Genomic DNA, 18,273 nt, shown 5'->3' on the forward strand with positions numbered 1-18,273 from the left:
CTGCGGCCGTTTGCCGTCTCATTTCGTCACGGGCCGTCCACCGGATGTCCACAGTGGACGGCCCGCGACCACCTTTTAGTGCCGGCCCCAGTTGGGGACGTCGTAGCCGTTCATCGTGACCTCGAACTGGTCGTACTTGGCCATCAACGCCAGCAGCTCGTCCTCGTTGGGCTTGTTGCCGTCCGCGTACATCTCGGCGAGGCCGCGGAAGTACTCCTCGCGGTTGAGCGCGGGGGTGAAGATGATGAGCATGGTCGCCTGGTCCTTGTACGGGTTGTGGAACCCGTGCGACATCCCCATCGGCACGTTGACGTAGGTGCCGGGAGGAGCGGCGAACGACTTGCCGTCGAGGTGCAGCTCCACCATGCCGTGCAGCACGTAGAACGCTTCGAGCTGCTCGTTGTGCACGTGCGGCGAGGCGCCGGGGGCGCCGGGGGCCATCCGGTGCTCGTACAGGCCGAGGCGCCCGTCCGTCTCGCTGCCGCGCGCCTTGAAGGTGGTGTGGGTGGTCGTGCCGATCTGCACCGACTCGCCTTCGCCGGGCAGCAGGATGTTGGCTACTTGCGTCATGTCAGTCACTCCTGGTTGGTGGCGTGCTTTCGGTGCTACGCGTTGTCTTCCTGGGTGAACCATGAGAGGTACCGCTCCCCGGTGTCCGGGAAGACGGTCACGATGTTCTTGCCGGCGTACTCGGGCCGTCCGGCGAGCACACGGGAGGCGTGCGCGGCCGCTCCGGACGAGACACCGACGAGCAGCCCGGCCGTGCGGGCCAGTTCGCGGGCGGTGGCGTAGGCGTCGTCGTTCGACACCGTCAGCACCTCGTCGATCAGGTCGACGTCGGTGGTCGGCGCGACGAACCCGCCGTTGAGGCCGGGGATGCGGTGCAGGCCGCCCCAGCCCTGGCTGAGCACCGGCGAGCCCTCGGGTTCCACCGCCACGACGCGGATCGCGGGGTTGCGTTCCTTCAGGTACTTCGCGGTGCCGCTGAGCGTGCCGCCGGTGCCGACGCCGCAGACGAAGACGTCGATCTCGCCGTCGGTGTCGTTCCAGATCTCCGGGCCGGTGGTGGCGTAGTGCGCGGCCACGTTGTCGGGGTTCTCGTGCTGGCAGGCGAACCACGAGCCCGGCCGTTCGCGGGAGATCTCCTCGGCCTTGGCGATCGCCGCGACGTAGCCCTCCTGGTACGGGGTCAGCACGATCTCCGCGCCGAACGCCCGCAGCAGCTGGATGCGTTCGCTGGTCGCGCTGTCCGGCAGCACGATCACGCATTTGTAGCCGCGGGCGGCGGCGATCGAGGCCAGGGAGATGCCGGTGTTGCCGGAGGTGGCCTCGACGATCGTGCCCGACCCCCTGGTGAGCTGGCCGCGTTCCTCCGCACCGTTGATCATGTAGAGGGCGGCGCGGTCCTTCACGCTCGACAGGGGGTTCGCCATCTCCAGCTTGGCGTGCAACCGCGCCGTGGTGACGCCGAGGTCGAGCCGGACGATCGGGGTACCGCCGATGAGGTCTACGAGTGAGTGGGCGAGAGGTCGTCCGGTGAGCTGCCGGGTCATCGCAGGGTCTCCGATTCAGTTGGATGTCACCAGGTCGGGAACACGGCTCCCTTGTGCCTCGGTGTGGTGGCGACGGGGTGACGCACCCTGGCCGCCTTCACCACGCCGCGCGTCGACTTGAGCGCGGGCACGGAGAACGGGGCCAGCACCCGCGAGTCGGCGGGGACGTCGCGGATGACGAGGGCCTGGGCGCCCACCACGGAGTCGTGGCCGACGGTGATCGGGCCGAGCAGGGTCGCGTTGGCCCCGACCACCACCCGGTCGCCCAGCTTGGGATGCCGGCGCGACCCCTCGGGCCGCTGGTTGTCGTGCCACCACCCGACGGCGCCGAGGGTGACCTGGTGGAAGATCGTGACGTCGTCGCCGATGACGACGGTCTCGCCGATCACGACGCCCGCGCCGTGGTCGATGAAGAACCCCCGCCCGATCGTCGCGCCGGGGTGGATCTCGATGCCCCCGGTCAGCAACCGGGCGAGCACCATGACCAGCCGGGCGGAACGCCGGTGCCCGCTCAGGTGCAGGCGATGCGAGATCCGGTGCCCCCAGATCGCGATGATCGTCGGGTGCAGCAGTGCCTCGCTGCGGGAGAGGATCGACGGATCGCGGTCCATGACCATGTCCAGGTCGGCGTGGATCGTCCGGCGCACCGCCGCCGGGTTCACCGGACCGCTCCCGCGTTCTCCTTGCGCAGCTGCCCCAGCCGGTTCTCCGCGTACGCCACGCCCACCAGCACCACGAGGCCACCGGCGATGAGGTTCCAGGTGATGTGCTCACCCAGGAACACCACGCTGACGAGCACCGCGAACACCGGCACCACGTAGTTGACCGCGGACGCCGTGGTCGCTCCGACGTCGCCGATGAGGCGGAAGTACAGCACGTAGGCCAGGCCGGTGCTGAGCAAGCCGAGCAGCACGATGCTGAACGTCACCGGCCCGGTGAAGTCCGGCGTGCGCCAGTCGAGGAACGGCGTGACGACCGCCTGCAGCACCGCCGCGGACACGAGCTGCGACGCGGCCAGCGCGAGCGGCGCCAGCCCCAGCGGCGACAGGTACTTGCGGACGTACACGAACCCGATCGCGTAGCTGATGGCCGCGCCGAAGCACGCCATCCGCCCGCTGAGCGAGCCGAGCGACTCGTGCCACGGCCCGATCAGCAGCACCACGCCGACGAACCCGAGCGCGAGCCCGACCGCCTTGCGCGAGGTGGCCCGTTCGGACGGCAGCGCGGCCGTGGCGAGTCCCAGCGTGAGCAGCGGGGTCGCGCCGATCAGCACGCCCGCGATGCCCGCGCCGGTCGTCTTCTCGCCGTAGGACAGCAGGAGGAACGGGATGACGTTGCCGAACAGGCCGGCGGCCGCGATGTGGCCCCAGATCTGGACGGATCTGGGCAGCGCGACCTTGCGCAGCGCCGCGATCGAGAGCAGCACCGCCGCGCCGAGGATGAGTCTGCTGAGCACGAGTTGTCCCGGTGTCAGGCCTTCGAGGGACACCTTGATGAAGGTGAAGCTGCTTCCCCAGAGCAGCGCCAGCAGCAGGAAACGCGCGACGGATGCCTTGTCCATTGCTTCTCGATTCGGATCATCTGTCAGTAGTCGTTTGGATACTTCAGCAGAGCGGGCTAGTGGCGTGGTGGAGCCCGGGACACGGTTGCCCGCACGCACGGCCGATGGCTCCAGTTCGCGCGGGGACGACGGACCCACATGCGGTTTCCCGCCTCCACCAAAGGTCGGAACCGCGGCGCCCGTCTGATCCGTAAGCTGCCGACCGTGCCGGTGTTCCGTGACTCCTTCTCCCTTTTGTCCGCTACTTTCCGTCGCTGGCACCGCATCGGCACCGATCTCATCGCCGCCGCCGGCGGCCTGCTCGTGTGGGGCGCGATGGCCGCGTGGGCGCTCACAGGCGCGCATCCGGCCGACGTCGTGACCACCACGCTGACGATCGATCTCGTGGTCGGGATCGGCGTGGTCGGCCTGCTGGCGGCCCGTCACCGGGCTCCCCTCGCCGTCGCCTGCCTGACGGCGGCGCCGATCGGGGTCTCGGTGTCGAGCTTCGGCGCGACGTTGATCGCGATGGCGGCGATGGCCACGCGTCGGCGGTGGTCCTGGGTCGCCGCGACCGGTTCGGTGTGGTTCGTGTCGTTGTTCCTCGGCACGGTCGTGTACGCGCCGTACGCCGTCGGGTTGCGCGTCACGCCCTCGGCCGTCGCGATCAACCTGCTGCTCGGGTCCGCGTTGTTCGTCGCCGCGGTCGCCGCCGGGTACTACGTCGGCATGCGCCGCGATCTCGCGGAGGCGATGCACCAACGGGCGTTGGCCTCCGAACGGGAACAGGCGCTCGCCGCCCGCACGGCCGAACGGACCCGCATCGCCCGCGAGATGCACGACGTGCTGACGCACCGGATCTCGTTGGTGGCGTTGCACGCCGGGGCGTTGACCTACCGCGACGACCTGACCCGCGAGCACGCGGCGGAGACGGCGTCGATCATCCACGGCAACGCGCGGCTGGCGCTGGCCGAACTGCGGGAGGTGCTCGGCGTGCTGCGGGCCGACGAACCGTCACCGCCCACGCTCGCGGAACTGAGCGCGTTGCTGGCGGACGTGCACGAGGCCGGCGGCAAGGTCTCGCTCGACACGCGTGACCTGGGCTGTGCGCTCGCGGACGTCCCCGAGTCGTTGTCGCGCACGGCATTCCGCATAGTGCAGGAGTCGCTGACCAACGCCCGCAAGCACGCTCCGGGCGCGGTGGTCGAGGTCCGGCTGTCCGGGGGCGTGAGCCTCGATCTGAGCGTCCGCAACCGGATCACGGCCCCGAGTCCCGCCCTGCCGTCGGCCGGGGTGGGGTTGCGGGGCCTCGAAGAACGGGCCGTGCTCGTCGGCGGAGTGCTCACGACCTCCGCCGACAACAACGTGTTCGAGGTCAGGGCGGAGTTGCCGTGGCAGTGATCAGGGTTCTCGTGGTCGACGACGACGCCCAGGTCCGCGCCGGCCTGAGAACGGTGCTGGGCGGCGCGAACGACGTGCTCGTAGTAGGAGAGGCCGGTGACGGACAGGAAGCCCTGAACGTCACGAACAGCACCGTGCCCGACGTCGTGCTGATGGACATCCGGATGCCACGCATGGACGGCGTGCGCGCGACGACGAGGCTGCGCGAGAGAGGAACACCGGCCCGCATCCTGATCCTCACGACGTTCGACACCGACGAACTCGTGCTGGCGGCGCTGAGAGCCGGCGCCAACGGCTACCTGCTGAAGGACACCCCGCCGGCGGACGTGATCACGGCGATCCGGCGGGTGGCGGCGGGCGAACCGGCGTTGTCCCCCAGCGTCACGACCCAGGTGATCGCCGCCGCCGTCCGCCCGAACGACCGGCGGCTCACGGCCCGCGCACTCCTCGCGAGCCTCACCGCCCGCGAACGCGACGTCGCCGTGTTGATCAGCGACGGCCGCACCAACCAGGAGATCGCCAAGGCGCTGCACATGGGCATCGCGACCGTGAAGACCCACGTGGGCAACGTGTTCGTGAAGTTCGGCGCGACCAACCGGGTGCAGGTCGCCCGCTGCGTGCACGACGCGGAACTGGGCTGAGGAGGCTCCGACTTTGGTCTGAGGCGCGGGCCTCCGGCGGACAGCATGATCGTTCCAGAGCCGCCGAAGTCCCCAGAAGGAGCCAAGATGTCCAAGCTGTTCACCCGCCTGCGCGCCGTCGTGCTGGCGGGCGTGTTCACCGCGGGTGCGATGACCGCCGTCGCCGCCCCCGCCTCGGCGTTCGACGGCTGGGCCTGCACCGTCCCGAGCGGCCACACCTACAGCAAGGTGGAGCGGAGGGTGAACACCTGCGGCACGGGCTTCATGCCCTACTACTACGTGCGTCAGCCCGCGAACAACCTGATCGCGTGCACGCTGCCGTCCGGCTTCACCTACGACCTCGTCGACCGCTCGTCCGACTGCAGCACCTCGGGTCTGAGCCCGAGATACCGGCTGAAGACTCCGGCGGTCGGCCTGTGGGCGTGCACGCTGCCGAGCGGCTGGACCTACACGGCGTCGCAGCGCACCTCGGACTGCTCGACCTCAGGCCTGGGCTGGCAGTACCGCCTGGCCAGGTAGTGCGAAGGGGCCCGTGCCGAGAGAACACGGGCCCCACTGCTCCTGGTGTGCTGGTGGTCATCAGGGCGTTGTCGTGCCCTCCGGCGGACCTTCCGGCCGCAACCCGGCGAGGCGGGCGACGGCGGCAAACCCGTCATCCGTCCCAGGCCAATGAGCACGAACCGCGGCAATCCCCGCACGCCGGACAACGCCCCGCAGCACGGCGGTCACGATGATCGCGTCGTCGGCGTACCCGAGCACGGGGATGAAGTCCGGGATGAGGTCGATCGGCAACGCCAGGTAGACCATCAGCAACCACAGCCGGACGCGCACCCCGTGCGGCAGCGTCCTGTCCCCGGCAAGCCGGCGTACGAGCCGCAACACGTCGGGCAGCAACCGCACCGCCTCGCGCAACAGCCCACCGCGCGGCCGCACGACCACGAGGCCGATCAGCAGGACCAGCCAGGTGACGACCAGGGCGATGCCGGCGCCGATCAGCAGGTCCCACCAGAACGACCCGGTCACGTCTTGTCCGCGAGCCGCTCCACGTCGGTGATCTTCCCCGCGACGATCAGCACGTCCCCGGCGTTCACCACGGTCTCCGCGGTGGCGTAGGTGAACCCCTCCCCCGGCCGCTTCACCCCGACCACCGTCACGCCGTACTTCGAGCGCAACCTGCTCTGCCCCAACGGCTGCCCGATCGCCTCCTGCGGCGGCCGCGCCTTGATCATCGCGTAGTCGTCCTCGAACTCGATGTAGTCGAGCATCTTGCCGGTGACGACGTGCGCGACCCGTTCGCCCATCTCGTGCTCGGGCAGCACGACGTGATGGGCGCCGATGCGTTCCAGGATGCGGCCGTGCTCGCGGCTGATCGCCTTGGCCCAGATGTTGGGGATCTCGAAGTCGACCAGCACCGCGGTCGTCAGGATCGACGCCTCCAGGTCGGTGCCGATGCCGACGACCGCCCGCTGGAACTCGTCCACGCCGAGCTGGCGCATGACCTCGGCGTCGGTGGTGTCGGCGACGACGGCGTGCGTGACGTCGTCGGCGTGCCGCTGCACGAGCTTCGGGTCCGAGTCGATCGCCATGACCTCGACGCCCTGCGCGACCAGTTCGAGCGCGAGCGAGCTGCCGAAGCGGCCCAGTCCGAGCACGACGACGCGGGATGACTGCCTATCCGACAATGGGTCGCTCCTCGGGTAGTTCGTAGCGCCGCCGGCGTTCCCGCAGCGCCAGGGCCGACACCAGGGTGATCGGCCCGACCCTGCCGATGAACATCAGCACGATGATGACCAGCTGCCCCGTGACGTTCAGCTGCGGGGTGATCCCGGCGGACATGCCGACGCCGCCGAACGCCGCCGTGGTCTCGTAGAGCACGTCGTCGAGGCTGAACGTGCTGGTCGCGAGCATGATCATGGTCCCGGCCATCACCACGCCGACGCCGAGCAGCGCGACCGTGACGGCCTGGCGCTGCACCTCCGAGCTGATCCGGCGGCCCATGACGTGCACGGTCGGCTCGGCCCGGACCTCGGCGAGCAGCACGAACGCCAGCAGCGCGAACGTCGTCACCTTGATGCCGCCGGTGGTGCTCGCGCTGCCGCCGCCGATGAACATCGCGATGTCGTTGACGAGCATCGTGGCGGGCTGCAGCTGGGCCACGTCGACGGTGTTGAACCCCGCCGTGCCGGGCATGACACCGTGGAACAGCCCGATCAGCAGCTTCTCCCAGAAGCCGTACGGCCCGAGCGTGCCCGCGCGCCCCCACTCGACGACCAGCACGGTCAGCGTGCCGAACGCCATGAGCCCCAGGTAGACCGGCACGGTGATCTTGGTGTGCAACGACCACCGCTTGCGGTGGCGGCGCAGGAACTCGAACAGCACCGGGAACCCCAGCCCGCCGGTCACCGACAGCGCCATGATCGGGAAGCACACCCACGGGTCGGTCGCGTACCTCATGAAGCTGTCCGGGTAGAGCGCGAGGCCGACGCTGTTGAACGCCGAGATCGAGTGGAACACGCCCGAGTACAGCGCCCGGCCGAACGACTCGCCGTAGCCGAGCCAGAAACGCAGCGCGAGCAGCACCGCGCCGATCGCCTCGACGACCAGGCTGATCACCACCACGCCGGTGACGACCCGGCGGACCTGGCCGAGGTTCAGCGTGTTGGTCTCGGCCTTGGCGGTGAGCTGCATGTGCAGGCCGAGCCGGTGCGAGACCAGCAACGCCAGCAGCGACGCGAGCGTCATGATGCCGAAGCCGCCGACCTGCCACAGCACCAGCAGCACGACCTCGCCGAACCCCGACCAGTGCGACCCGGTGTCGACCACCGCGAGGCCCGTGCCGGAGACCCCGGAGACGGCGGTGAACAGCGCTGTCATGAACCCGGTCATCTGCCGCGTCTCGGCGGAGATCGGCAGCATCAGCAGCGCCGTTCCGACCGCGGTGGCGGCCAGGAAGGCGAGGACGACGAGGCGGGCGGGGTGCCGCCACCCGGTGATCACCGCGACAGCCTAGATCGTCCATCCCGGACATGTCGGACGGCCGGGTTAGAGTCGCGGCCATGCTGCAGATCGTGGTGGAGACCGAGAACTGGGAGCGGCACGTCCGCCCGTCCGCCGAACAACTGGCAGACCTGGTGCGGCGCGTCGGCGGAGAGGACGACCGGTTCCTGGTCCTCCAGCGCGTGCCCGACCGGCCGAACGTGTTCGCCCAGATCTGGCACGAGAACGGCGGCCCGTACAGCGTCGAGCACCGCGCCGGCGACCGGCAGTTCGAGACGTCGACCCCGGACCTGAACGCGGTGATCACGGTTCTCACCGGCTGGGCGAACGACGACGCGGGCTGGGACGGCGCGCTGGCCTGGGAACCGCTGGACCTGCCCGCCGCCCCCGAGGTCCCGCCGCTCGACCTCGCCGACGACGAGCTCCGGCAGCTCGAAGACCGCGTCCGCGCCGAACTGGCCGGCGGCTACACCTCCCGCGTCAAGCTCGCGGAGCTCGCCGAGGAGTACCTGGTCGACGGCGACCGCAGGCCCGTCTCCCCCGAGCAGGCGCGGGCGCTCGCCGACCGGTTGTGGGTCGAACGCGTCGAGCAGCAGAGCGCCTGGCAGGGCGAGACCGACCCCGAACGGATCACCCGCGCGTTCGCGGCGCTGGACGGCAGCGGCATCACCGCCCGCGAGAACTTCACCTGCTGCCGCACGTGCGGCCAGGACGAGATCGGCGCCGAGGCCGCGCCGGGCGCGCGCGGGTTCGTCTACTTCCACAACCAGTGCACCGAACACGCCGCGGCGGGCCACGGGCTGACGTTGCTCTACGGCGGTTTCGACGGCACGGCCGACACGACGACGGCGATCGGTGACGAGGTCGTGGCCGCTGTCCGCGCGGTGGGCCTCACCGCCGACTGGGACCGCGACCCCAACCGGACGATCACCGTCACGCTCGACTGGCGCCGCCGGCTCGTCGGCTGACAGCACGGGACAACAGCACGACAACCTCGCCACAACAGCACGCCGGTACTTCTTCGGTCGTCAGACCACAACCGAGGAGGACATGGTGAAAGCCAAACTGGCAACGGTGCTGGCGGGGCTGCTCGCGCTCGCGACGCTCATCGCGCCGGCCGTGAGCGCCACGCCGTTCCAGCGCGACGTCTTCGTGCGCGACAACGTGAGCGACGTCGGCAACGAGCCCAGCACCGGCAGCATCTACTACAGCCCGGACATCAAGGTGTGCCACACGCCGGTGCCGTGCGCCGTGTCCCAGAACCCGATCGTGGGCGTCAACAACTACGTCTTCGTGAACTTGAGACGCAAGCCGGGCGGCATCGGCAACATCGACGGCGCCCTGTACCTGTACCGCAGCAACCTCGGTGGCGGCACGGCGTGGCCGGGCGGCTGGACCTTCATCGGCGTCAGCGGGGCGAGCGTGCCGGTGGCCGGCACCACCGTGATGATCACCTGGGCCGGCGCGAACGTGCCCGGTCCCGCGCACTTCTGCCTGCTCGCCCGGTGGGTGTCGAACGCCGACCCGATGACGTTCGCCGAGGGCCCCAACACCCAGCTCAACGCCCAGCGGAACAACAACATCGCGTGGCGCAACGTCGACTCGGTGCGGGTGCGGCCGTTCGAGCCGATCAAGGTGCCGTACACGATCGGCAACCCGGACCGCGGCGACGCACGGCAGGCCTTGCTGATCGAGGCGCCCCGGCCGTTCGCGGGCACGGTGACGTTCGACCTCGGCCAGGAGCTGACCGCGCGCTGGAAGCAGGCCGGGGGCAGGGCCGCCGGCGTGAAGCAGGTCGGCGAGACGCAGTTCCAGCTGGCCGACGCCAAGGCCCGCTTCGACGGCATCGTGCTCAAGGGTGAGGAGCGCGCCGAGATCGCGCTGACGTTCGAGACCGACCGCGAGGCCGGCCCGGCGGAGTTGCACGTGCGGCAGCTCGACGCCCAGGGCGCGGACCTCGGCGGCGCCCAGTACCTGATCAACGAGAAGGACTGAGTATCAACCCCGGTGGGTCCGTCTCCGTTACTCGGAGACGGACCCACCGAAAGGGTTGTCAATGAAGACCATCATGGTGTTGTTGCTGCTTCTGCTCGGGATCGTGCCCGCGCACGGAGCAGCGGACTGCCAACCGCCGGACTGCCCGGTCGTCGTCGACGCGATCGACGGGCCGGTGCACGAGTCGGCGGACTCGTACACGGCGACACTGAAGCTGCGCAACGGTCCGGCCAAGCAGGACGTCGAGGTCGGGTACCGGTTCGTCGACGGCACCGCGAAGCTGGGTGAGGACTACTCCGCGGCACCGCGCGGCACGGTCACCATCAAGGCGGGCGAGAGCCAGGGCGGCGTGCCCTACAAGGTGCTGCGGGTGACCGGCCAGGAGAAGAAGTTCACCCTGGAGATCACGTCGGTGAAGCAGGGCCAGATCGGCAAGCGGGTCGCCGTGTTCACGATCGCCGGCAAGAGGTGAACAGCCTGACCGCGTGAGCCCAGTGCCTCGCGGCCTCGGTCCACCGCCCGTTCCGGCCGTCCAGGTCGGCGAACGTGCGGTGGACCAGGGCCTGTTCGAACTCGTCCGGGGCCTGGGTCCGCGCCTGGAGCGCCTCGGTCAGGTGCGCGCGGGCCGCTTCCCGTTCGTCCAGGGCCAGTTCCGCCTCGGCCAGGTCGCGCAACGTCGAGGCCTCGCGGTGCCCGTCGCCGAGGTCGCGGCAGACCTCAAGGGCGGCAGCGAGGTTCTCCTTGGCAGCCTTGGGGTCCTTCAGGGCCAGCTGGGTGACGCCGAGGCCGGTCAACGCGTCCGCTTCGAAGCGGCGGTCGGCGATCTCACGGCTGATCTTCAGGGCGTCGCCGAAGTAGAGCAGCGCCGGGGCGAGGTCGGCGAGCCGGTGGAAGGCGTCGCCGAGGGTCATCAGCGTGGCGGCCTCCAGTCGCCTGTTCTCCTTGGCGCGGAACGTGTCCAGCGCTTTGAACAGCGGAGCGGCGGCCTGGTCCGGCCTGCCCATCCGGACGTAGGTGTAGCCGAGGTTGCGGCGGGCGAGCGCCACGCCCACCTCGTCGCCCGCGGCGCCGTGCACGTCCATGGCAGCCTGGTAGGACTTCACCGCCTCGCCGAACGCGCGGAGCCCCGAGTGGGCGTTGCCGATGTTGTTGTGCAGCCTGGCTTCCCCGCGCAGGTCGCCTGCCTCCCTGGCCAGCTGGAGCGCCTGGCCCTGCACGATCATGGCCTCGGCGATGCGGGACGTCATCTGGAGCGCGATCCCCTGTCCGCGCAGCATCTCGGCCTCGGCGCGCTGGTCGCCGAGCGCGCGGGCGGCGTCGACGGCGTGCTCGCACTGCTCGACGCGGGCGGCCCAGTTCCCGCGCGCCTCGAAGTAGCTCGTCAGCAGGTACGCGAGCTGCCAGGTCTCGCGGTGCAGGTTCTCCCTGGCCGCCAGGCGGATGACGTGCAGGAGGTTGTCGCGCTCGGCGTCCAGGTAGGCGAGCACCTCGGCCCGGTCGTCGCCGAACGGCAGGTCGTCCGAGGGCTGCCGGCTCACCAGGTCGTGCCGGGGGTTGAGCACCTGCCCGGCCGCGTGGGCGACCGTCAGGTACCGGTCGAGCAGGCGGGCCACGCCGTCTCCGAGGTCGCCGCTCTGCCGGGCGAACAACCGGATGAGGTCGTGCAGCGCGTACCGGCCGTTGCCCGTCTCGCTGACGAGGTGGGACGCGACGAGCTCGTCCAGGCCCGGCCCGAGGGCGTCGGCGAGGTCGGCGGGGAAGCTCGCGCCGGGGTGTTCGCCGAGGACGCGGAACAGGCCTGCGGCCTGCGGGCTCAGCGTGCGGTGGGCGCTGGCGAACACGGTGCGGACCGTGCGGTCGTCGCCGTCGACCGACAGCACGTCCAGCGGGTCGTTGCGGGTGAGCTCCCGGACGAGGTCGGCGATCCTGCGGCCCGGCCGGATCGCCAGTCTGGCGGCGGCGATGCGCAACGCGAGCGGCAGCCGTCCACAGTGGACGGCGAGGTCGGCGGTGGCGGCGGCCTCGGCGTTCGTCCTGCCCTCACCGAGGATTCCGGTCAGCAGGTCGCGTGCCTCCTCCTGGCTGAGCAGGCCGAGGCTCACGGTGTGGACGGCGTGCCGGGTGCCCAGTGCCGACAGCGCGTCGCGGCTCGTGATCAGCAGCAGGTTGCCCTGGTCGCCCGGCACGAGCGGCAGCACGTCGCGCGCGCGCCGGACGTCGTCGAGCAGGATCAGGATTCTCTTGCCGTGCAACAACGTCCGGTACAGCGGCGCGGGGTCGGCGGGCATCCGGTCCGCGGGGACGCCGAGGCTGTGCAGCATCTCGGTGAGCGCCTGGGCGGGCGTGAGCCGTTGCAGGTCCAGGAACACCTGGCCGTCGGGGAACCGGTCGGCGACGCGCCGCGCCCACTCGACCGCGAAGGCGGTCTTGCCCACCCCGGCGATCCCGGAGACCACGACGATGGGTGGCAGGTTCTCGAGTTGTTCGAACTCGGCCGAGCGTCCGGTGAAGTGGCCGGCACGGGCGGGCAACTGGGCGGGTTTCGCGCTGTGCAGCAACGGATCGCGCCGCAGGATCGCGGTGTGCAGCGCCGTCAGCTCGGGTCCGGGATCGACCCCGAGGTCGTCGGCGAGCCGCTGTCTGAGCCGGCGGAACACCTCCAGCGCGTCGGCGTGCCTGCCGTCGTGGTGCAACGCCCGCATGAGCAGCCCGGCGAGCCGTTCCCGGGTGGGATGGCCGGCCACCAGCCGTTCGAGCTCCTCGATGGCGTCGCGCTGCTCCAGCCGCTCGCCCCAGAACGTCTCCAGCGCCGTGATCCGCTGCTCCCGCAACCGATCGATCTCCGCGCGCCCCCACCCGAACAACTCGGTGCCCGCGAGCGGCTCGCCGCGCCACAGGCTCAGATCCCTGGTGCGGTCGAACGCCGCCGCGTCCACGTTCGCGTCGAGCTGGTACCCACCGGGCTTGGTCATGAGCGCGCCGGGCATCCCGCAGTCCGCGAGCGCCTGCCGCACCCGCGCGACGTGACTGTGCAACGACCGCACGGCCGTGCGCGGCGGATCGTCTCCCCACAACACGTCCACAAGGCGGTTTATGGCAACAGGCGTCCCGGCGTTGAGCGCGAGCACCGCGACGATGCTGCGCTGCCGCGCCCCGGTGAGCACCGCGGTCCCCTGCGGGCCCCGCACCTCCACCGGCCCGAGAATCCGCACCTCACCGTCAGTTGGCCGCACATCGCGTTACGTTAGACCGCGGCTTTCGCTGGTCGTAGCGCTGAACGTGGGACGAAACCGGCAATTCAGCAGCAGTGGTGCCCCCGCCACGCCTCGCGCCCCTCTTTCAGCGCGACGGCCGCGATCACCAGCGCTGCCAACGGGTCCGCCCACCACCACCCGAACAGGCTGTTCACCACCAGCCCGACCAGCAGCACCGCGGACAGATAGGTGCACAACAACGTCTGCTTGGAGTCCGCCACCGCACTGGCCGACCCCAGCTCCCGCCCGGCCTTCCGCTGCGCGTACGACAACCACGGCATGACCAGCAACGAGACCGCGGCCAGCACGATCCCGACCGTCGAGTGCTCGGCCCGTTCCATCTGCACCAGTGCGGTTATGGACTCCACGCCCACATACGCCGCGAGCGCGAAGAACGACACGGCGATCACCTTGAGCGCGGTCCGTTCCCGCTTCTCCGGATCCCGCCCGGCGAACTGCCACGCGACCGCCGTCGCCGACGCCACCTCGATCACCGAGTCGAGCCCGAACCCGATCAGCGCCGTCGACCCCGCCACCGTGCCGGCCGCCAGCGCGATGACCGCCTCGACGACGTTGTAGGTGATCGTGGCCGCCACGAACATCCGCACCCGCCGCTGGAGTGCGAGCTTCCGCTCGCTGACCGGCGCGGGCGCACAGCAGGCGTCACTCATCGGCGCAGTCCGGTCCGGGCTCCACAGCCAGCACGACGTCCACGAGCGCGCTGATCGCCACCTTCAGATGCGGATCAGCGAGCTCGTACCGGACCTGACGACCCTGGTAGGTCGCGACCACGAGACCGCAGCCCCGCAGACACGACAGGTGGTTGGACACGTTGGACCTGGTCAGCTCCAGCGCCTCGGCCAGCTTCGCGGGATAACCGGGCCCGTCGAGCAGGGCGATGAGGATGCGGCACCGGGTCGGGTCGGCCAACGCACGGCCGAGCCTCGCCAGTGCCGCCTCCCGAGTCTCACAGGTCAGCATGCGTCGAACAGTACAGCCTTTGCTGAACTATTCCTACGGACGGACGCGGTCCGTCGCGCAGCCGACCAGGAGCACACCCAGTACGGCTGCGAGCACGTGGTCACCGCTGAGCGCGCACACGCCAGCGAGTGTGATCCAGAGCACAAGCCTCATGCGTTGAGGTTAGGGACCGTACGACGGTCACCGCATCTCATTTGGGAAAGGCTTGATAGTCCCTTAAGCGAAACTGCAAAGAGAACCCGATCGCAGCCCGCTGACCAGCCGCTTCACTTTCTCGGGTCGGTGGCGAGCCCCGCGATCACCTCGTCCGCCACCACTTCCGGTTCGCGCCCCGCCACGTCGATTCCCAGCCGATACCTGCCGTGCGCGTCGGCGAACCTGAACTCGGCGAGGTCCGGACTCTCGAAGGTCGACCAGCAGAAGCCGTCGCCGCACTCCCACCTGCCCAGGATCGACGGATCGGCCCGCAGCCGTTCGGTCACCAGCCGCGCCACCGTCCGAGCGGGCCACTCCCAGCTGTGGTCGTTCGTCACCCGAGCGACCTCGCGGTCGTAAGCGGCCGCGTCGAACCGGAAGTCGCCGGGCAGCCGCCGATCGAACAGGCACTTCCAGTCGCGCCACGCGACCTCGTCGCCTTCGCGCACGATCGTGACCCGCAGCTCCTCGTTGTCGTTCTCGTCCAGCACGATCTCGCGCGGCTCGGCCGTGGCGGCCAGGCGCGGGATCAGCTGCTCGGGCGAGTCGGCACGCCAGCAGCCGAACACCCGCGCCGCGATCGGCACTCCGTCGATCACCACCCTGGCCTCGGCCGCGCTCACGGGGCCCGGCGGCGACGTCACGACCCGCACGGCGAACCCGGACGGCGGCACGTCGAGCGCCGCCACCCGCAGGGCCGCCCAGGGGTCCGCGGGACCCAGCTCCTCGATCCAGGCCGACGCGACCTCCTTCATGGCCGCCACCAGGTCGACGCGCTGGTCGCCGAGGACCAGTGCGGCGTAGCCGGTCGCGACCTCGTCGGCGAAAGCGGTCAGCGCGACGAGACGTTCGGGAGTGGGCGGCCGGAGGTGGGCGAGTGCGACCCAGCGCCGGCAGGCCGCCACCGCGTCCGGGTACTCGTGCAGCACCGAGTAGCCGTGCGTCCGGGACATGCCGTGGAGCAGCCTGCCCGCCTGGTCCCACAACCGGTCCGGCACGTCGAACTGGTCCAGCAACGCCAGCAGGTCGTGCGCCTCGGCAACGCGCCGAGCGACGCTGCCGTCACCGCAGTGGGCCCGCACCCAGTCCGCGATCCACGGATCGGGGTGGGTGATCAACGGGCGGATCACGAGGTGCCGCTCACCGGCGTCTTCCGCGAGCTGGATGGCGGTCCGTTCGGCACCGGGGACGCGCAGCAGCACCCGGACGGCGAACCGCGACAGTGCCGGCGCCCGCGCGAGCGAGACGATGTCCTGAACGTCGCCGGGTTCGGCAGCCCCGTCCAGCAGCTTGAGGCCCAGGAGGCGGAGCCGGTCGTCGGTGCCGCGGGAGATCAGCCAGCGGGCCGCGTCCAGCAACGGAGCCATGGGTTCGAACCGGCCGCCGAAAGCGGTGGTCTCGATGCCGCGCACGTCGGGGTCGAGGGCGACGATCTCGTCGTGCAGCCGTCGCGGATCGCCGGTGTACCGCACCAGGAGGGCGAGCAGCTGCTCGCGCGGCTCCGTCATCGGGCGGAGGAGAACTCGATTCTCTTCGTCATGATCGGAACCCTACCCGAGCCCGTCGAGCATCAGCCGCAGCGCGAACTCGAACCGCTCGTGCCCCTCCCCCGAGTTCAGGGACGAAGCGTGCGCGGTCACCAACGGGAATCGACTGGCAGGCAACATCTCCAGCCGCGCGAGCATCTCCGACCGGTCCACCGAGCCGCGCAGTGACGACTCGAAGGTGTACGCGCTGACATACAGCAGCACCGCGTCGATCGTCCACGCCGCCTTCCGCGGTTCGACCCCTCCCGCCACGAACAACGCGAGCAGCCCCTCGGTCATGCGGAGCGTGTCGAGGTTGGCGGGCGGCGCGTTCAACGCCGCCCGCGCGATCCCCGGATATCGCAGGAACTGGTCGCGCAACTGACCGCACACGTCGACCACCTGCGAGCGCCAGCCCGCAGCATCCGGCGCAGGCAACGTGATCTCCCGGCTGAGCGTGCCGATCAGCAGGTCGTCGAGGTCGGCCTTGTTGCGCACGTGGGCGTAGAGCGACGCCGGTCCGGTACCCAGGGCGGCGGCGACGCGGCGCATGGTCAGCGCGTCGAACCCCTCGGCCTCCACCAGCGCCAGCGCGGTGCCGACGATCCGGCCGACCGTGATCGGCTCCTTGCGCGCCGGGGCCGAGTCCAGCGCGGCGATCTGCGCGGCCCACTCCTCGCGGGACGAGTTCCTGCTCATACCCGCCACCCTACCAGTTGACCCGAACAGTGTTCGTGAATAGAACAGTGTTCGTGACTACTTACGACCTCGCGCAGCTCGGACTGCGCTCCCCGCGGTCGCTGCGAGAGGCGTGGATCGCCCTCGCCGGCCTGTCCGCCGTGTTCCTGTTCGAGATGCTCGACAACTCGATCCTGAACGTCGCGCTGCCCACGATCGGCCGCGAGCTGCACGCCTCGACCACGGCCCTGCAGTGGGTCTCGAACTCCTACGCCGTCGTGTTCGGCGGCCTGATGCTCGTATTCGGCGCCGTCGCCGACCGCTACGGCCGCCGCCGCGTGATGCTGGTCGGCCTGGTCCTGCTGGGTCTCGCCAGCCTCGCGACCCTGTTCGTCACGTCGGTGGCGGGCCTCATCGCCGTGCGGTCCGTCATGGGCATCGCTGCCGCCATGACTACGCCGGGCTCGATCGCCCTGGCGTTCCGCCTCTTCCAGACCGACGACCTGCGCGTCCGCGCCATGACCCTCATCTCGACTGTGGGCCTGGTCGGCCTCGCGATCGGGCCGCCGCTCGGCGGCTTCCTGCTCGCCGTCGCCCCCTGGCAGGCGTTGCTGCTGATCAACGTCCCGATCGCCGCACTGGCGTTCCTCGGCATCGGCCGCGGCATCCAGCGCGACGACGACCTGCACCGCGACCCCGCCGACTACCTGGGCGGCGCGCTCGGCACGGCCACCATCGTCCTCGCCCTCGTCGTGCCCACCCTCTTCGCCGAGGGCCACACCTGGGCCGCGACGGCCACCGCAGCCCTGACCGTCCTCACCGCTGTGCTGTTCGTGGTGCGGCAGCGCACGACGAGCCACCCGTTGCTCGACCTGAAGCTGGTCAAGCACCCGCTGGTGTCGAGCGGCCTCGCCTACAAGGCCGCGACCGGGCTGGCGGCGGCCGGCCTCACCTACCTCGTCACGCTCCAGCTCCAGCTCGACTGGGGCTGGTCCCCGGCACTCGCCGCCGCCGGCATGCTGCCCCAGGTCGCGGTGCTGATCGCCGCCGGTCCGGTGGTCAACCGCTTCGTCGGCCGGGTGGGCCTCGACCGCGCCGTCTGGCTGGGCGCGCTCGCGGTCGTCGCGGGCTTGGCCGTCTACGCGACGCTCGGCCGGCTGAACTACGTGCCGGTCGCCGCGGCACTCGTCCTCGTCGCCATCGGCATCCGCGTGGTCGGCGCGGTCGCGGGCGTGAACGTCCTCAAAGGCCTGCCGGAGAACCGGACCTCGATCGGCGCCGCCCTGGTCGACACCGCGTCCCAGGTGACCTCGGCCGCCGGTGTCGCCGTCAGCGGCACGGTGCTGGCGGTGCTGTTCGCCGGTGGCATCGCGCAGCCGGGCTGGAGTGCCGAGCAGACCGGGCAGTTCGAGAGCGCCGTGACGATCGGCGGCTTCGCCCTCACCGCGATGGCCGCCGCACTCGTCGTCTGGGCGTACTTCCGGGCGCGGCGTGCGCAGTAGGACGAATTGC

The 18,273-nt window shown here is 70.5% G+C and carries 19 protein-coding genes; 7 read left to right on the forward strand and 12 right to left on the reverse strand.

Translation table 11 applies throughout. The features are described from left to right. Positions 1-75: 75 nt before the first annotated feature. From ACFWNN_RS22175 to ACFWNN_RS22190, 4 genes are read right to left on the reverse strand one after another with little or no spacing between them, the layout of a single operon-like run. A complete protein-coding gene (locus ACFWNN_RS22175) occupies positions 76-570 on the reverse strand; it encodes a cupin domain-containing protein (RefSeq protein WP_382441812.1) in 495 nt (164 codons plus the stop codon). 35 nt (positions 571-605) lie between these two features. Beyond that, positions 606-1,553 carry a cysteine synthase A gene (cysK, locus tag ACFWNN_RS22180; protein WP_382441813.1) on the reverse strand — a complete coding sequence of 316 codons (948 nt, stop codon included), beginning with the start codon at positions 1,551-1,553 and terminating at the stop codon, positions 606-608. A 26-nt stretch (positions 1,554-1,579) separates the two neighbouring features. Continuing rightward, entirely contained in the window at positions 1,580-2,215 is a 636-nt protein-coding gene (gene epsC / locus ACFWNN_RS22185; protein WP_382441814.1) for a serine O-acetyltransferase EpsC, read from the reverse strand. After that, complete coding sequence (locus tag ACFWNN_RS22190) at positions 2,212-3,114, reverse strand: DMT family transporter (RefSeq protein ID WP_382441815.1); 903 nt, start codon at positions 3,112-3,114, stop codon at positions 2,212-2,214. The genes epsC and ACFWNN_RS22190 overlap by 4 nt, the downstream gene beginning before the upstream one ends. A gap of 204 nt (positions 3,115-3,318) precedes the next feature. Here ACFWNN_RS22190 and ACFWNN_RS22195 point away from each other — a divergent pair, with 204 nt between their 5' ends. The 3 genes from ACFWNN_RS22195 (at position 3,319) to ACFWNN_RS22205 (ending at position 5,654) form a co-directional block, all read left to right on the forward strand. Then, complete coding sequence (locus ACFWNN_RS22195) at positions 3,319-4,494, forward strand: sensor histidine kinase (protein WP_382441816.1); 1,176 nt, start codon at positions 3,319-3,321, stop codon at positions 4,492-4,494. Further along, a complete protein-coding gene (locus ACFWNN_RS22200) occupies positions 4,485-5,135 on the forward strand; it encodes a response regulator (RefSeq protein WP_382441817.1) in 651 nt (216 codons plus the stop codon). Before ACFWNN_RS22195 ends, ACFWNN_RS22200 begins: the two co-directional genes overlap by 10 nt. A gap of 87 nt (positions 5,136-5,222) precedes the next feature. Continuing rightward, positions 5,223-5,654, forward strand: a complete 432-nt coding sequence (locus ACFWNN_RS22205; RefSeq protein ID WP_382441818.1) for a hypothetical protein — start codon at positions 5,223-5,225, stop codon at positions 5,652-5,654. A 60-nt stretch (positions 5,655-5,714) separates the two neighbouring features. Here the strand turns inward: ACFWNN_RS22205 and ACFWNN_RS22210 are convergent, their stop codons facing one another. Genes ACFWNN_RS22210 through ACFWNN_RS22220 form a run of 3 tightly spaced genes read right to left on the reverse strand, consistent with a single transcriptional unit; the run spans position 5,715 to position 8,132 of the window. Beyond that, positions 5,715-6,158, reverse strand: a complete 444-nt coding sequence (locus ACFWNN_RS22210) for a YkvA family protein (protein WP_382441819.1) — start codon at positions 6,156-6,158, stop codon at positions 5,715-5,717. Further along, positions 6,155-6,817, reverse strand: coding sequence for a potassium channel family protein (locus ACFWNN_RS22215; RefSeq protein WP_382441820.1), 663 nt, complete (start codon positions 6,815-6,817; stop codon positions 6,155-6,157). Before ACFWNN_RS22215 ends, ACFWNN_RS22210 begins: the two co-directional genes overlap by 4 nt. After that, positions 6,807-8,132, reverse strand: a complete 1,326-nt coding sequence (locus ACFWNN_RS22220; protein ID WP_382441821.1) for a TrkH family potassium uptake protein — start codon at positions 8,130-8,132, stop codon at positions 6,807-6,809. Before ACFWNN_RS22220 ends, ACFWNN_RS22215 begins: the two co-directional genes overlap by 11 nt. A gap of 59 nt (positions 8,133-8,191) precedes the next feature. On the opposite strand from ACFWNN_RS22220, the gene ACFWNN_RS22225 reads away from it, so the two are divergent. The 3 genes from ACFWNN_RS22225 (at position 8,192) to ACFWNN_RS22235 (ending at position 10,599) form a co-directional block, all read left to right on the forward strand. After that, entirely contained in the window at positions 8,192-9,100 is a 909-nt protein-coding gene (locus tag ACFWNN_RS22225; protein WP_382441822.1) for a DUF6891 domain-containing protein, read from the forward strand. An 85-nt stretch (positions 9,101-9,185) separates the two neighbouring features. Further along, positions 9,186-10,127, forward strand: coding sequence for a hypothetical protein (locus tag ACFWNN_RS22230; protein ID WP_382441823.1), 942 nt, complete (start codon positions 9,186-9,188; stop codon positions 10,125-10,127). A gap of 61 nt (positions 10,128-10,188) precedes the next feature. Then, positions 10,189-10,599, forward strand: a complete 411-nt coding sequence (locus tag ACFWNN_RS22235) for a Calx-beta domain-containing protein (RefSeq protein ID WP_382441824.1) — start codon at positions 10,189-10,191, stop codon at positions 10,597-10,599. Here the strand turns inward: ACFWNN_RS22235 and ACFWNN_RS22240 are convergent. The 5 genes from ACFWNN_RS22240 to ACFWNN_RS22260 form a co-directional block, all read right to left on the reverse strand. Next, complete coding sequence (locus ACFWNN_RS22240; protein ID WP_382441825.1) at positions 10,577-13,360, reverse strand: BTAD domain-containing putative transcriptional regulator; 2,784 nt, start codon at positions 13,358-13,360, stop codon at positions 10,577-10,579. The genes ACFWNN_RS22235 and ACFWNN_RS22240 overlap by 23 nt on opposite strands. 65 nt (positions 13,361-13,425) lie before the next feature. Further along, positions 13,426-14,052: a cation diffusion facilitator family transporter gene (locus ACFWNN_RS22245; RefSeq protein ID WP_382441826.1), complete on the reverse strand. Its 627-nt coding sequence runs from the start codon at positions 14,050-14,052 to the stop codon at positions 13,426-13,428. Beyond that, on the reverse strand, positions 14,045-14,362 hold the full coding sequence (locus tag ACFWNN_RS22250) for an ArsR/SmtB family transcription factor (protein ID WP_382441827.1): 318 nt from the start codon (positions 14,360-14,362) through the stop codon (positions 14,045-14,047). Before ACFWNN_RS22250 ends, ACFWNN_RS22245 begins: the two co-directional genes overlap by 8 nt. Positions 14,363-14,628: 266 nt before the next feature. Continuing rightward, complete coding sequence (locus tag ACFWNN_RS22255; RefSeq protein ID WP_382441828.1) at positions 14,629-16,065, reverse strand: hypothetical protein; 1,437 nt, start codon at positions 16,063-16,065, stop codon at positions 14,629-14,631. A 42-nt stretch (positions 16,066-16,107) separates the two neighbouring features. Then, positions 16,108-16,782, reverse strand: coding sequence for a TetR/AcrR family transcriptional regulator (locus ACFWNN_RS22260; RefSeq protein ID WP_382441829.1), 675 nt, complete (start codon positions 16,780-16,782; stop codon positions 16,108-16,110). A gap of 53 nt (positions 16,783-16,835) precedes the next feature. On the opposite strand from ACFWNN_RS22260, the gene ACFWNN_RS22265 reads away from it, so the two are divergent. Further along, positions 16,836-18,263, forward strand: a complete 1,428-nt coding sequence (locus tag ACFWNN_RS22265; protein WP_382441830.1) for an MFS transporter — start codon at positions 16,836-16,838, stop codon at positions 18,261-18,263. The last annotated feature ends 10 nt before the right edge of the window (positions 18,264-18,273 follow it).

Source organism: Lentzea sp. NPDC058450, assembly GCF_042721395.1.
Taxonomy (GTDB): Bacteria; Actinomycetota; Actinomycetes; order Mycobacteriales; family Pseudonocardiaceae; genus Lentzea.

What these genes read in the sequence shown, in the direction of transcription:
- ACFWNN_RS22175 (WP_382441812.1), bottom strand. Translation starts at nt 570, where the DNA reads ATGACGCAAGTAGCCAACATCCTGCTGCCCGGCGAAGGCGAGTCGGTG.
- cysK (WP_382441813.1), bottom strand. Translation starts at nt 1,553, where the DNA reads ATGACCCGGCAGCTCACCGGACGACCTCTCGCCCACTCACTCGTAGAC.
- ACFWNN_RS22190 (WP_382441815.1), bottom strand. Translation starts at nt 3,114, where the DNA reads ATGGACAAGGCATCCGTCGCGCGTTTCCTGCTGCTGGCGCTGCTCTGG.
- ACFWNN_RS22205 (WP_382441818.1), top strand. Translation starts at nt 5,223, where the DNA reads ATGTCCAAGCTGTTCACCCGCCTGCGCGCCGTCGTGCTGGCGGGCGTG.
- ACFWNN_RS22225 (WP_382441822.1), top strand. Translation starts at nt 8,192, where the DNA reads ATGCTGCAGATCGTGGTGGAGACCGAGAACTGGGAGCGGCACGTCCGC.
- ACFWNN_RS22235 (WP_382441824.1), top strand. Translation starts at nt 10,189, where the DNA reads ATGAAGACCATCATGGTGTTGTTGCTGCTTCTGCTCGGGATCGTGCCC.
- ACFWNN_RS22245 (WP_382441826.1), bottom strand. Translation starts at nt 14,052, where the DNA reads ATGAGTGACGCCTGCTGTGCGCCCGCGCCGGTCAGCGAGCGGAAGCTC.
- ACFWNN_RS22250 (WP_382441827.1), bottom strand. Translation starts at nt 14,362, where the DNA reads ATGCTGACCTGTGAGACTCGGGAGGCGGCACTGGCGAGGCTCGGCCGT.
- ACFWNN_RS22255 (WP_382441828.1), bottom strand. Translation starts at nt 16,065, where the DNA reads ATGACGGAGCCGCGCGAGCAGCTGCTCGCCCTCCTGGTGCGGTACACC.
- ACFWNN_RS22260 (WP_382441829.1), bottom strand. Translation starts at nt 16,782, where the DNA reads ATGAGCAGGAACTCGTCCCGCGAGGAGTGGGCCGCGCAGATCGCCGCG.